The 13,139-nt window shown below is 51.3% G+C and carries 11 protein-coding genes; 2 read left to right on the forward strand and 9 right to left on the reverse strand.

From position 1 onward, the window contains the following. Nucleotides 1–32 precede the first annotated feature (32 nt). From VE954_RS12470 to VE954_RS12485, 4 genes are all read right to left on the reverse strand, one after another. Nucleotides 33–614 carry a hypothetical protein gene (locus VE954_RS12470; protein ID WP_324953156.1) on the reverse strand — a complete coding sequence of 194 codons (582 nt, stop codon included), beginning with the start codon at nt 612–614 and terminating at the stop codon, nt 33–35. A 130-nt stretch (nt 615–744) separates the two neighbouring features. After that, nucleotides 745–2,085, reverse strand: coding sequence for a glycoside hydrolase family 125 protein (locus VE954_RS12475; RefSeq protein ID WP_324953158.1), 1,341 nt, complete (start codon nt 2,083–2,085; stop codon nt 745–747). A gap of 22 nt (nt 2,086–2,107) precedes the next feature. Then, on the reverse strand, nt 2,108–4,405 hold the full coding sequence (locus VE954_RS12480; protein ID WP_324953160.1) for a DUF5060 domain-containing protein: 2,298 nt from the start codon (nt 4,403–4,405) through the stop codon (nt 2,108–2,110). Next, nucleotides 4,402–5,139, reverse strand: a complete 738-nt coding sequence (locus tag VE954_RS12485; RefSeq protein ID WP_324953162.1) for a hypothetical protein — start codon at nt 5,137–5,139, stop codon at nt 4,402–4,404. Before VE954_RS12485 ends, VE954_RS12480 begins: the two co-directional genes overlap by 4 nt. Before the next feature lie 308 nt (nt 5,140–5,447). Here VE954_RS12485 and VE954_RS12490 point away from each other — a divergent pair, with 308 nt between their 5' ends. Continuing rightward, on the forward strand, nt 5,448–5,858 hold the full coding sequence (locus tag VE954_RS12490; protein ID WP_324953164.1) for a GatB/YqeY domain-containing protein: 411 nt from the start codon (nt 5,448–5,450) through the stop codon (nt 5,856–5,858). 17 nt (nt 5,859–5,875) lie between these two features. On the opposite strand, the gene VE954_RS12495 is transcribed toward VE954_RS12490, so the two are convergent. The 4 genes from VE954_RS12495 to VE954_RS12510 form a co-directional block, all read right to left on the reverse strand. Beyond that, nucleotides 5,876–6,325, reverse strand: a complete 450-nt coding sequence (locus VE954_RS12495; RefSeq protein WP_324953166.1) for a DUF2007 domain-containing protein — start codon at nt 6,323–6,325, stop codon at nt 5,876–5,878. A gap of 211 nt (nt 6,326–6,536) precedes the next feature. Further along, complete coding sequence (locus tag VE954_RS12500) at nt 6,537–7,499, reverse strand: hypothetical protein (protein WP_324953167.1); 963 nt, start codon at nt 7,497–7,499, stop codon at nt 6,537–6,539. A 146-nt stretch (nt 7,500–7,645) separates the two neighbouring features. Then, nucleotides 7,646–8,257, reverse strand: coding sequence for a response regulator (locus VE954_RS12505; protein WP_324953169.1), 612 nt, complete (start codon nt 8,255–8,257; stop codon nt 7,646–7,648). Between the two features lie 583 nt (nt 8,258–8,840). After that, the gene (locus VE954_RS12510; protein WP_324953171.1) at nt 8,841–9,227 is read right to left on the reverse strand and encodes a VOC family protein; all 387 of its coding nucleotides are present in this window, start codon (nt 9,225–9,227) and stop codon (nt 8,841–8,843) included. A 233-nt stretch (nt 9,228–9,460) separates the two neighbouring features. On the opposite strand from VE954_RS12510, the gene VE954_RS12515 reads away from it, so the two are divergent. After that, nucleotides 9,461–10,549: a catalase gene (locus tag VE954_RS12515; protein WP_324953174.1), complete on the forward strand. Its 1,089-nt coding sequence runs from the start codon at nt 9,461–9,463 to the stop codon at nt 10,547–10,549. Between the two features lie 9 nt (nt 10,550–10,558). Here VE954_RS12515 and VE954_RS12520 read toward each other — a convergent pair whose 3' ends face one another. Further along, nucleotides 10,559–13,111 (reverse strand): CHASE domain-containing protein, encoded by a 2,553-nt coding sequence (locus tag VE954_RS12520; protein ID WP_324953176.1) that lies wholly within the window; start codon nt 13,109–13,111, stop codon nt 10,559–10,561. Between the last annotated feature and the right edge of the window lie 28 nt (nt 13,112–13,139).

The following is a 13,139-nucleotide window of genomic DNA, read 5'->3' on the forward strand; positions in this document are numbered from 1 at the left end:
TCAGCGTTTTTGCGCCGCTGACCTTTACGATATTAGTCGATGGTAACCTTGGTTCCATCCGCCTTGGTGAAAACCCAGACTTTGGTCTCGCCATCCTCGGCAGGACTTTCGGTTTTGTCTTCCTGGCAGTTTGTCAGGGCAGCAGCAGCGGGAAAAGTCGGTCCATAGTAGAAGTACTTATAACTTATCGAGACGTTTTCACTCGTTTGCGTAATGGTACAGGTCCCGATGGCTCCCGTCGTTCCACAATTCGACGAGGTTGCGAACATCCCTGATCCATTTTTACAACTGGTTTCCACGCTCGTGGCAACCTGTCCCGTTCCGAAGCTCAAAGGATACTCGACGCACATTGATGCCGCAGCCTTGCTCATATCACAGATGGGAACCGCGCTGTCGGATCCAAGTGTGCTAGCGTCCGTTGTGGTTGACGTTTCTGTTTTGGTTTCAGCTTTAATTTCGGCGAAGCCCTCAAGCGTCAGCGCCACCTTGCCGCCAGCATAGGTAAAGGCTCCGTTGCGCCATACGAAAAGCACGGCTCCTGACGATTTGGCGACAATGCAAAGGTTTGCGCTGGTCTTGTCCTGTTCAATCAGCCCCGTCGGTACCACGGACAAATCTATTCGTAATGTGAAGGGAGTGTCGGTCTTGGTAATAGGGGCAATTCGGACGACTTGAGGGAAACTTAACTGACCAGGATTATCCTGGATTGACCTTTTGGCAAGTAACGCGAATCTACCTCAACCATCACACACTTTTGAGAAGATCGGGTCGGGTGCGATACAGATGAAGGATCAATTCACCAAAGAGTGAATTGGCCCAGCCGAACCAGGAGCGTGTGAAACGATCAGGGTGATCCTGATGGAAGGATTCGTGCATGAACCCCGTGCCGCCATGGGTTGCCATCAGCACTTGAAGCGCCTGACGAATCTCAGCTTCACTTGAACTGGTTAAAGCCCACATCATCAGGCTCATAGGCCAAATAAACCCAAGGCCGATGTGAGGCCCACCAATGCCGGCATAGGATCCACTGCGGAAGAAATAGGGGTTGGCCTCGCTCCAGAGCAAAGCCCTTGTGTTCTGGTAGATGGGATCATCAAGGGGACAGTAACCCAGATAAGGAAGCGAGAGAAGGCTGGGTATGTTGGCGTCATCCATAAAAACCCGCCCGCCGTAACCGTCCACTTCGTAATAAAACACAAGACCCTGGCCGTGCTCGCCAATGCCCCATTGTCTGATGCCGACATCAATCGTGTCGCTCAAACTGCGGCAGTCCCGAGCCAGTTCCATAAGCCCCCACTCCTGCACCATCTGACTGACGTTGCGCAGACAAACCGCAGTCATGGCATTGGAGGGAATCAAATAGGGAAAGATACAGGCATCATCCGAAGGGCGAAAGCCGGAGGCCACCAGACCGCAGGGTCGCGTTGGGTTCCCCTGGCCACTCAATGGCAAGGTTTCCGTCGCGATATCAGAAATTCGTTGAAAACGATAAGCTGCACTCCGGTCTGCCTGCATCTGCCTTGTGATGACTTGAACACAAAGACCCAGGGCCTCAGCCCACTGATCGCCGAACACCTGCCGCGATCCTGTCTGCTGCCAATAGCCATGAGACAGACGCAGGAAATACGCGAGGCTGTCCAGCTCCCACTTCCGTTCATGGACGCCTGGCTTCATGTCCGTCCTATCCGTCTGCCAGGGACTGGGCCGTTGATCAGAATAAAAGGCATTGGCATAGGGATCGAGACGGATGCATTGGACCTGGCGGTGAATGGCCCCTTGGAAGAGGAGATCGAGCGTGGGATCCTCATGGACAAAAGGCAGGTAAGACCAGATCTGTGCGCAGGAATCCCTCAGCCACATGGCAGGAATATCACCTGTGATGATGAATGTGTCGGGCGTCTCATGCTCCTGATGAAAAGCAAGGGTCGTATCCAGAGTATTGGGGAAACAGTTTTCAAAGAGCCACGCCAGTTCCCTGTTCGGCAAAAACGCACTGATTTCGCGGATCATTTCTTCAATGCGAGGGCTTGAATAACAGCGGACCTCGGCGGACGGTCGGCGACTCGAATAATGGCTGCTTCCCACGGCCTGCCTCCAAAAAATGATCTTAAAGCCCAGCGTGACGCGAAGGGTTCAACCGAGCCTCTTCATGAGCAAGGGCCTTCTTTGGCCTTATTTTAAAAGCGATATCATTGCTGAACCGCGGCAATTCCAGAGCGAGTTTGCCTTGACCGGATTTTATGAACGCTTTTTGATGGACAGCGCCGCGATACGTATCCCAGAACTCGATTTCATAACTTTCCTCTTGGAAATTCTCGAGCGCAATTTTCACCTCCTCGTAGGCCAAGGGTTGCGAGCGGCCCTTGAGGTTCATACCCATGGAATCGCAGAGCCAGAACATTGAATATTCAGGGCTCTGCAAACCAATCAAATCAAATTCATAGGCCTGCTCTCCAACCTCCATGCGCAGCTTTTGCCGAACAGGCGTGAAGGCGTGCTCCCGCCGATCGAGGCCAGTTGCAAATCGGCTCAATGCGGCGAAGTGATAATAGAGATTGTTCGGTTCGATATGGGAATCCCACCACCAGGGCATGGCATTGCCAGCGGCTGGCTGCATGAACTGACTCCATATCCCGGCGTGGAGGAAGACGCCCCGCAGATCCCGATCATCCGTGCCGTTAGCCGAGTCGCTGCCAAATTCCCCTACGAAATAGGGCTTTTGGTATTGGCTCATCCGGTTATTGATCTGACGCAACTGCTTGTAGAGATTGTGGGTGTAGACGTGGTATTGCGCGAAGTCAATGGTGCCTGACTTATAGACGTCACCTATCGCTTCGCCGCCGTAGCTGGTGGTCGTCAGGTGTTGGTAGGGGTCCTGCTGTTTGGTCAACGTCGCCATTTCCTGGTGCCAGGCGGTGACGTTTTTTTCGTTGAAATCATCGGTGAAGCTCACCTCGTTGAAGAACTCCCAGGCCATCACATGCGGGCTATGGCCCCAACGCGCCATGATATAACGGAGACGCTTTTTATAAAGGTCCTTGGCCCGAGGATCGGTGAAGAACTGATCAGGGCTGGTCAGAAATCCACCGTTGGTCACGTTAAAGGGACTGTTGGCCCATTCCGGGTTGACCTTGTTGCTGAAAGCACCATGGAAATCGAAGACCAGCTGCAGATAAATACCATTTTTTTCCGCCAGCCGGAGGAGTTCATCGAGCTTCTGGGCGCGATCCAGGTTGTAGTTACCGAGACCCTGAAAATGGCCCATGGGTTTCCATTCAATTCCGAAGCTCCAGTTTGTCATCCAGATCCGTGCCCAGTTTTCGCCATTGGCGGCCATCTTTGTAAAGTAGCGTTCATAGTCACGCATGGGAAGCCACGCAACATTCTGGCCCATAGGATAGTAAAACCGCCCCGAGTCAAAGGCGAAGTACGTCGGATGACTTCGATTCACGCGAACGAAACCATTCTTGTCGGTTGCCTCGGCCAGGAGCTTGTGGTTTGCGCTTTGGGTGCGTTTCCAGCGGTTCCTGACTTCGACATGATAGTTCCACTCGCCCGCCTGGGACGGCGTAAAACGGATTTTCCAAATTGCGCCCTCCACAGGCTTATCGCCGACTTTGCCAGCATAAAGAAAGCCAGGAATTTCCATCTTTTGGCCAGCGGGAGACGTGAAGATACCTTTAAGCTCAAGCTCTTTTGAATCATAAGGATCGAGAACCTGGGCATCCAGATCAACCGTCAGCTCCATAAGGCTAAACATCTTGACTTTAGGCTGCTGTCCCGTGAGTTTCTGAATGCGGATGGGGTGAGGAGGTATGGCCGCGGGCTTTGATCTCTGCAGGCTCCACTCCGGACGATGCCCGGCGCGGATGTTGTCCAAGTAGACCCGACCCGCCTCGTTTTCCGTGCGAAGGAAACTCAGGATCAACGTCCCAATCGCGAGATTCGGATTGAGATGAACTATCTTTCCATCGGGATCCTTGGCTTGAAACGCGTCTCCAAGCAGTGGGATATGCACATCCTTATTCAACCCTGGCTTCAAAGTAAGGGGAGACCTTTCATAACTTTGGTCAGCGTCGACCGACACATGGAGCTGCAGAGGCGATCGCGTTTCGACAAAGATATCAAAGATGAAGTCCTGATAATCCGAAGCTCGGCCCAGCAGGGAACGCCTTAAAACAATCCCTCTAGGATGCGGCTCCGTTGCCGCTTTGGCGAACTCCAGGACGAGCGCCTTCCTGCCTTGCGACGCCTGCTGCGTTTTCACGCTCAGTTCCGCGCTGTCGCCCCACTCCTTAAGCTCCCAGGGCTGCTTTGTTTCGAAATCGTCCAGGACGATGGGCTGCGGTACGGCCAGCAGGGGCGTGCTGAACATGAGAGACAGGAGATGATGAAAATATTTCATGGTGCTTTCCTCGATGGCTCATGGTTTTGGGCGAGACGATAGATGATGGTCAGGGGCTCTCCGGGTTCAGGCGCCGAGGCTTCAAGAGCCTTACCATAGATGCAGAGACCGTGCTGATTACGGGCCCTGTCGCTCACGACAAAACGTAGCTCATTGGCTGTGCCTGGCGCGATATTCAGCTTTCGAATCTGGGCTGGATCCGTCACATGCCAGACATAAAAGAGCCCGATGCCATTGTCGGGAACCACGGTCTGCTTGCCGACCGACACACCATTGATCATCAAAGTCACATCGCTGGTTTCATTGGGTTTACCCTGCGTCTGAGATTCAGCGCTTAAACGGGCCTTGATCTTAAGGGCCTGGGGTGTGAGGTCCATGCCCGTAAAACGATAGGATAGCGAGCCGCTGCGGTCGCCCCCATAGGCATGCTCGTAAATCCCGCTCTGATCCCAATAGCCAGAACGATCAAAGCCTGGCTTTTCAAAATCCTCAACCGCTAGGGAAACACGAATCTCCTGATCTCTTCGTTCGACCTTGCCTCCAGGAATCCTGACGTCATTCGGTGCAACAGGAAGCGCCCAGCTGCCGCGAATAACCCGCTGCGAAGGATCGGGCTCGGGAGGAGGACTTGCATGTTCAGACACTGGAAGATTTTCAAGCGGTGAATTCTGCTGTGCGCAGCTCATAGCCAGGATAAGCGTCAGGCCTCCCGAAAGGCAAAAATATCTTGTCATATGCAGCTTCCCTCATCAATATGCTGGTGCAATCAGCAGCAGTATACTCAACTCGCGCCGAGGAACCAGATGGTTTCTCGATCGCTGCATGGCTCATTTTAGCCTGCGAAAAGCCTTATTTATCTGCATTACGGTTTAAGGATTAATGCGTGTGAAGAGGCCAGTTTCTGGGGGCGTTGATTCCATGCAGCGCCCGCCTAAACCTAAGCCAAAGGGACATTTCCGAAGTGCATTGGACTTGCGAAAGGCTTGGGCGTGACTGAGGCCTTGGTGTAGAGTAGTCCCCCGAAGTCTCAAAGGAGTGCACCATGATTGAACGGGTCAGTGAAGATATTAAAGCCGCTATGAAAGCCAAGGATAAAGGTCGTCTTGACGCGCTTCGTCTTCTGAAAAGCGCTTTTATCGAAAACAATACTTCAGCAAAGCCCAAGTCAGATGCCGAAGTCGCGATCGCTCACGTCAAGAAGCTGAAGGATTCCATGGAATCCTACCCAGCAGGTTCCGAGGAGGTGGCGAAGATTAAGAGCGAAATTGAATTTCTTTCAGCATATGTGCCCCAGCCTCTGAGCAAAGAAGATTTTGAGACCATGGTTCGGACCTTTATCCATGACAATCCAGGAGCCGACTTTGGTGCCGTTATGAAGGCCATCTCGCCTGAAATCAAGGGTCGGTTTGATGGTCGTGAAGCCAGTCAAATCGTGAAGACTCTCGTTGGATAAGCTCTACCGCCTGAGGATCACAAACATGCAAGCACGAGAACCAGCCCATAAAAGCCAAGCAAAAGGCCATTAAGGAGGACGAGCAGGGCATAGCGAGTGGTCCCTTTCTCAAGAAGCATGGAAGGACGATGCTTATACATGAGATACAAAGAGACGACGTTAGGAAAAAGAGGCACGACAAGACTTAGCAAACAGAGTGTCTGAGCCCGGGTGAACGCCTTGGCATGAGCGGGAGAGGCCTTTCGTTCTGTCTTGAGTTCGACCTCTTCCAATATCTGTTTCGCTTCGACTTGATGGCGCCGTTCAACTGTTAATCTCACTCCAGGTCCAAAGCCAAGATAAGGGCGATTGCCGCCCATATCATCAGCTTTCACCTGGGCTGGTATTCCGGCAGACTCCAATAAACCTTTGGCAATTTCTGCGCTCTCGCGATCCAGATAGGTCGCAACCGTCATCCAATCACTCATGATGCACTCCACATCAATAAAATTCGCAGCATTTCATCGTCAACCCCATCACTGGCTCAGGTTCATTCTCAGGAATTCCACTCTTTCGTGCATGCCGCCAGCAATTGACCAATTTAAAGGACCACAGAAAGTGCAGAATATTGCAAAAAAGTCCCAGGAAAATAGGCTGGGCTACGTGGCGAGCCGATGCAGTCCTTTGGAAACGCTGGCCTCAGCCCGCGACCATGACCAAGCAGGTTCCATTGGACAGGCAGCAATCCAACGAACTGCCCTGGCGCAAAGAGCCTTTGTCGTCGAAATAGAGGCTCAGTTTCTGCGAAATGATAAGTTCCTTCTCATGACTTTGCACGATGCTTTCACAACTTTGAAAAGAAACGCGATAGGGTGAGTCTCCTGATTTCGAGCGGATCGTGATATCAACACTGGCATTGGCCACGCGCGTCTCATTAGGAAAGTCGAAAGCAAATGTTTGCGAAAAGGCTGGCACGATGCCTGTGCGTGAGACAGCCCTGGGCACAACTTTTTTGCCTTGAACTTCAATCGTAAGCGGCTGGTCAGGTCGCATGGTCAATTGAATTTCACTCGTCTTACCTGCCGTTTGAGTTGGTACCTGCTCGCATTGCACAGCCAAAGCATCATGAGGACCGGAAGCTCCGGGTGGTGTGCGTTCCAGTAGGCTTGATGCGAGAGCGAAGGCTGGGTTTGGAGTAGGATCAGGCGTCGAGCTGCCATCGACCTGTCCCGCCGTGTCTGAAACAAAATTATAGTTCAAAAGCATGTGACGGAAATCGCTGGCATTGTAGCCAAGCTCCGAGATGAAATCACAGTCCTTGAAGCTGAGAGGGCCGCTGGACGCTTTAACGCCATTGACCTCAATATCAAATGCCAAGGTTTTGTTTCGGTCGGTCAGAGGAAGGGTATGCCTCAGCTGGGTCGCGGAAAATCTTTCACCGGGAATAATTTCACCCACACCATCCAGCCATTTTGCTGAAATGACAGGCTGTTTTTCATCGAATGGAGTCACATGAAACACATAGGCGGTCATGGTATAAACCGAGGGGTCAAGCCTTCTCCCTTGAGTCTGATTGGTATCGCTTGACTCGTTTTTCAGCGAACATTGAGGCAAAATGCCCCAACAGACCAGACTCAGAGCCATCGCCGACTTGCGTATCATGGACTTGTCTCCAGCTTTTTTATAACTATCGGCATCCATGGCGATTTCTTGAGTCTTTCCAGAAATTCTTAACTGGTCGGCTACCAGGAAGCACTGTCTTGAAAGAGCCCTTATGATGCCTGGTCATTATGTGGGCCTATTGGTTTTCAGGTTGCTGTGCTGGTAAAAACATCGCTGCGCGCGATGCTGAGGGCAGGGGTGATGGCCTCGTTGAATTTTAAGCGCTCTTCAAATGAAGCTGCGAAATCGTGCACCATATCCAGCAGAACCTTTTTTTCCTCGTTCCCATGAGCTTTTTCAACTTCCAGCTTATGACAGAGTGCACGCGCTTCGTGAAGTTGATCGATAAGGATTTTCTTGGTTCGGAATAAATCGGCAAAGATGGCAACCTTGGCTTTCAGAACAGCCGGGTTGAAAGGCTTGACAATATAGTCGACAGCGCCAGAGTTATAGCCCTTATAAATAAAGTCCATCTCATCGGCGACGGCAGAGACAAAAATGATAGGTGTATGTGTACAGTTGCGAGTGGCTCGAATAAGCTTCGCGCATTCAAATCCATCCATTGCTGGCATCATGACATCCAGAAGAACAACTGCGAACTCGTTGTGCTGCAGACAGGCCAACGCTTCCGAACCGGATGTGGCCTCCACCAGGTGATAATCCAAGCCACTCAAAATAGCGCGCAGGACGTCGAGATTCCGCTGTTTATCATCGACAAGCAACACTGAAACTTTTTCTTTGAGCTGTTCCGAAAACATATCGGGCTCCCTAGCCAACGTGTACGCACACGCTTTCTTATGTTTAAAGACGACGTTAGAGCCGCCTTTCGTGCGTCCTGCATGAAGCATGCCGCTCGGCTCGGTGCTCCCCACCGCGATGCATATGTCGATTGAACTTAGTTTATTCGAGCTTGCTGAAAAAGCGTATGGAGACGCGTTCCAATACATCGAACAAGCATGTTGATGGGTGCCCACTGGAGCAGGCCATTGGCGCAATATTTAAGGATTGAATGCATCGTCAGATGGTTGAATTTGAATCCCTGGCAAAAGCAAATTTAGACCTATGGAGATATTGGGCCATGTCCTTACTGGCTCTTTCCAACGGAACCGTTGATAGAGTCGTTGCGGTTCAGTAGGCGTCGAGGCGTTGCCATCAATCTCTCCGATTGCAACGAAGACTACAATTTTTCCGATATAGGAACTGTCCATCAACTCAGTGCCTATCAATGCCATTCTGGTAGAGTTTCGGTTGGTGTTCGCCATTATGGAGCTGCAGGGCGGGTCGATCGAGTCTATTGCTGCTCCATCTCTGGTACACTGCAGTGATTCATGCTGATAAAGATCAAGCTCCACTTCGGCCGTACGGCCTGGTGATAATTTCCAAATAGTTTCCCGAGGGATCAGCAAAATAGATGCCGCGGCCGCCGTCATTGGTGTTGATTTCTCCAGGACGCCTGCCTGCTGGATCAGCCCAATAGGGAACGCCTCGCTGCTTTATCCTGCCAAATATTTCGTCGAATTCTTTTTCACTGACGAGAAAAGCGTAGTGCTGTGGTTGGATCTCTTCATCAGTGGCAAGAAAATCAAGGCTCACGCCGTTGGCCGTGCGAACGACGAGGAAGTGGTAGAATGGTTCGGGCGGCGGAAGTCCAAGAATTTCTGCCATGAAGGTCGCTGATTCTCGCTGGTCGCGTGCATGTACGATAGTATGGTTCAAATCTACACTCATAGGGCGTCACCCAATATTGATGTGAACATATGAGCAAGAGAATACTTCGGTCCTTAAGAATCCGCGTACAAAAAAAGTGATGATATCCACTCAACTCCCTTCTGACCGACTTCGAGACAACAGTCATCGATCGGCACGCTAGCGTCTTACAAGAGGGCTGTCATTCCTCGCCTCGTAGGCCAAATTCCTGAGTATTCGTGTTATCTTGGAAGTATGCAATTGAAGGAAACTCCATGATTTACCCAGGGTCTAAGCTGATCATTTTTTTGCAATGTGTTTACTTTTTTGCTGGTGCCACCAACGCCTTTGCCGAACCCTTGGCTTTGTATGAAGAAGAAATCGGTGAAGATGAAGGGATGGAATTCTCGACTATCGTCCGAGATCTGCGGGCCCTGCAAGAATCCTATAACCCCCTGCAAAAGGGTTTTCATGCCAAGATTCATGGCTGTGTCTCGGGCACCTTGACCATGCTGCCTGATCGATCTCCTCTGACCCGCGAGGGGCTTTTTGCGGAAGAAAAGAGTTATCGGACCGTCATGCGCTTTTCCAATGGATCTGCAAAATCGGCTGGCGATAGCCATCGGGACGTTCGAGGCGTCGGTATCAAACTTTTCGACGTCGAGGGTGAGAAGCTGCTTGCAACCCAAAGCACGGCCAAAACTCAGGATTTTCTACTGAATAACTCCCCTATGAACTTCAGTTCGGAGCCTCGTGAGTTTGCTGATTTCATTCTGGCTTCGGCCCGTGGCGCGTCCTCAGTGCTATGGTTTCTTGCACGTCATCCCATCTTTACTCAACGTTTGTTTGCCACTACTTCGACCGATGTGCCCAATTTGACAAATGCGAGATTCTGGAGCCAGACTCCTTACCGCCTAGGCAACAAAGCCATGAAATATAACATCCAACGCTGTGGTGAGGCCTCTGCAGGCAAGGCCGATCCAAACGATGGCGATTACCTACGGAACGATCTGGCAAGATACCTCACCCAGCATGCGATGTGCTGGGAGATGGGTCTTCAGTTGCAAACGGATCCAGTAAAAACCCCGATCGAGGTGAGCACGGTGGAATGGACAGAAGAGCTCAGCCCTACGCTGCCAGTGGCCCGTATCACCATTCCCAGGCAGGATATAACTGACTCTGAGGTGATGGCCGCTTGCGAAGCCTTGGCTTTTACCCCCTGGCACACGACCGAACATCACCGACCTCTCGGTAAAGTCAATCGCGCCCGACGGCCTGCGTATGCTGCCGGACAGAAGACACTGCTGCAGGGCCTGGACCCGGTGGAGCCCACTGGCTTCCCGGTTAAAATTTTAGGTGAATAGGGTCCTGGGCTATGAAATCATCCTTAACTCCGCCTCTGGCGTCGCTACAAAGCGTAGAGCGGATCGTGGTATCAGCATCTCAAAATAGCTGCCATGTCCTGTTTTTGAGCTGAAGCGACACTCGACCCCGCAGCGTTTAAGAGCGACGCGTACGGCGTCAAGCCCCACGCCGCGACCACTCAGCTCGGAAATTTCTGTTTTAGTCGAAAAGCCTGGCGCGAACAAGAGATCGAGGATCTGGTTTTCATGCATATCAGCAAAGGGTTGGTTGACCAGCTGCTTGGACTGAGCCAAATCATAAACCCTTTTTAGATTGATGCCGCGGCCATCGTCGCAAATAGTCAGCAGAGTGTGTTGAATCCGATCCTCGAACGTCAACCAAAGTTTGCCCTTGCTGGGCTTGCCGCTGCTCGTCCGCTCCTCTGGATCTTCGATACCATGATCAATTGCATTGCGTAAAACATGGGTAAAGGCTTCTTGCAGAGCGCTTTTAAGACTTCCAGCGATATAAAGATCCCACTGTGGTGTCTCGAAAATCAATTCTTTGCCGAGTTCTCCTGCCAGTTCCTGTAGGGTAGGAAAAAATCCTTCGAAAATCTCCACAACGCTTAAAACCTCTTCATTCTGAGACATCTCAAACCAGTTTGCCAACTCTTTTCTATCGGTTTTAACCGAGCCGAGGAAGTTGCCAAGTCGAGAGATAAAGCGCGGTGCAAGCGGGCTGCTCTCCGTGTCAGTAAAAAGCTCTACAAAGATGCGATGGTATGCCGTGTATACGGAATGTATCTCCGTAAATCCAGAGCTTCTGACACTTGCTTCGAAATCGACATGCTCACTGTTGGATCCCATGAGGGTCAAGCGCAGTGGTTCAAGCTGATCTTCCACAGCATGGACACATTTGGCGAGCAGTTTAAGGCCAACACTACGGGCCGTGCCTTTAATCGTATGAAGTGAACGGAGAATGGGTAACGTAGCCTGAGGATCTGGCTGCAAAGAAAAGGTTCTGATCTCTTCCATGCGGGCCTCGAATTCCTTAAAGAATCCTCGCAACTGCCGTTTGTCACTGGCTGCTATCTCCAAGAGCACAGTTTCGCGCAAGGTGGATTCTTTTTCGCGAGCCGCGAGACTTGCTCGGAGTGCTAAAATTTCTGTTACGTCACTGGCCACTACGATCATCTTACGGAAAACATCGTTTTCAAAGATAGGTGAATAGCGCAAAGAGAGTGTCCTTTCAGCGCTCGTTTCACTGCTTTTATAGCGTAATACCGGCATGAGATCATGAGTGCTGATGGACCATTGAAAAGGATCAGAGTGACGAAGCATCTCCATGACGAACAAATGCTTACCTTGATTGGCATCGTGGCGATCAAGATCCTTAAAGAGGACATCGGTCAGCGAGCACCCGACAATGGCGTCCCTTCCCAGCAGTCGCAGCGAAGCAGGCGAATGAGTGGCGCCTATTTTCATTTCTGGATCAACCGTCACCACCAGATCGTCCAGGTTATCCAGGATTTCCTTGACTTCCGCATGAGCAAGTTTGAGGTCCAGTGTTCGTTCATTAACTCGACGTTCAAGTGAACTGTTGGCTTCAGCGAGCCCGGCCAGGCTTTTTTGCAGTTTTTCATAGGTCAAAAGTAAGTAAGATCCCAGTAGAGCCAGGAGGAGGCAGGCCGCTAGAGTAAGCCAGATAATGGTGAGATTGACTCGACCGGGATAAAGTTGCTTTTCAAATTTGAGGCCGAGCTGCTGGCCAAAGCGGTCGAGTTCGATTTTTGACGTGATTGAGCCTAAGTTCGGCCATGCTGCCTCAGAGCGATCGAGATAACGGTAAATGTCTTTGGCTATGGATTCACCGGCCAGTACCGTGGTCATAACAATCGTAACGCCTTCCCGCCAGCGTTCGTCGCCTAGCAATCGGGTCAGATCCACAGTTGCACCTATAACACCGACGATCGCAGCATCTCGATTCCGTACGGGAGCAAAAATCTCAATAGCAATGTTGCCGTTGTCAAGAAGAAAAGCACCGCTTGCGACGGGTTCACCAACAGATAAAAGTTTTTTGATTGCAACATCTTTATTAGGATCGGTTAATGCATTCCAGCCGAAGTATGACGCCTCGCGGGCGCCGGCATCGACGGCTGTCACAGCAAAGTATTCGTTGCCGACCTTGGCTGGACGGATATCAGGGGAATCGCCGACTCCACCTTCCAAAATTGTTTCCCCGATACCTTTGCCTCTTAGTTCGGCTTCGTATTCAAGTCGTCCTGCGTCGGCGACGCGCTGATAATAAATAACTCCCATGAGGAATGGCGATTTCGTCATGAGGTCTGCGGTAAACCTTCCAAAGCGCTCCTGATCGATTGTGCCTATGGCTTCGCTGAAAGATTCGACGCTCTGGACGGCGCTTTCGGCCGCCTTAACGCCTTCGAAAAAGCTTTGTTTCACCTTCAAAATATCAGCTTCAAAGGCTGCGCGCCCTACGCTGAGCACATAGGCCCACGCAGCGGATAGTGCAGCTGCACTCATCAAGAGAACCAATATGAGTAAAAGCGGACGACGCATGTTTATCATCCCAAACTCCAAACGTGAC

Source organism: Oligoflexus sp. (assembly GCF_035638955.1).
In the GTDB taxonomy this organism is placed as follows: Bacteria; Bdellovibrionota_B; Oligoflexia; order Oligoflexales; family Oligoflexaceae; genus Oligoflexus.

Bases quoted from the DNA above. Each gene is read 5' to 3' on its own strand.
- VE954_RS12480 (WP_324953160.1), bottom strand. From the start codon at position 4,405: ATGAAATATTTTCATCATCTCCTGTCTCTCATGTTCAGCACGCCCCTG.
- VE954_RS12485 (WP_324953162.1), bottom strand. From the start codon at position 5,139: ATGACAAGATATTTTTGCCTTTCGGGAGGCCTGACGCTTATCCTGGCT.
- VE954_RS12490 (WP_324953164.1), top strand. From the start codon at position 5,448: ATGATTGAACGGGTCAGTGAAGATATTAAAGCCGCTATGAAAGCCAAG.
- VE954_RS12495 (WP_324953166.1), bottom strand. From the start codon at position 6,325: ATGAGTGATTGGATGACGGTTGCGACCTATCTGGATCGCGAGAGCGCA.
- VE954_RS12500 (WP_324953167.1), bottom strand. From the start codon at position 7,499: ATGATACGCAAGTCGGCGATGGCTCTGAGTCTGGTCTGTTGGGGCATT.
- VE954_RS12505 (WP_324953169.1), bottom strand. From the start codon at position 8,257: ATGTTTTCGGAACAGCTCAAAGAAAAAGTTTCAGTGTTGCTTGTCGAT.
- VE954_RS12510 (WP_324953171.1), bottom strand. From the start codon at position 9,227: ATGAGTGTAGATTTGAACCATACTATCGTACATGCACGCGACCAGCGA.
- VE954_RS12515 (WP_324953174.1), top strand. From the start codon at position 9,461: ATGATTTACCCAGGGTCTAAGCTGATCATTTTTTTGCAATGTGTTTAC.
- VE954_RS12520 (WP_324953176.1), bottom strand. From the start codon at position 13,111: ATGCGTCGTCCGCTTTTACTCATATTGGTTCTCTTGATGAGTGCAGCT.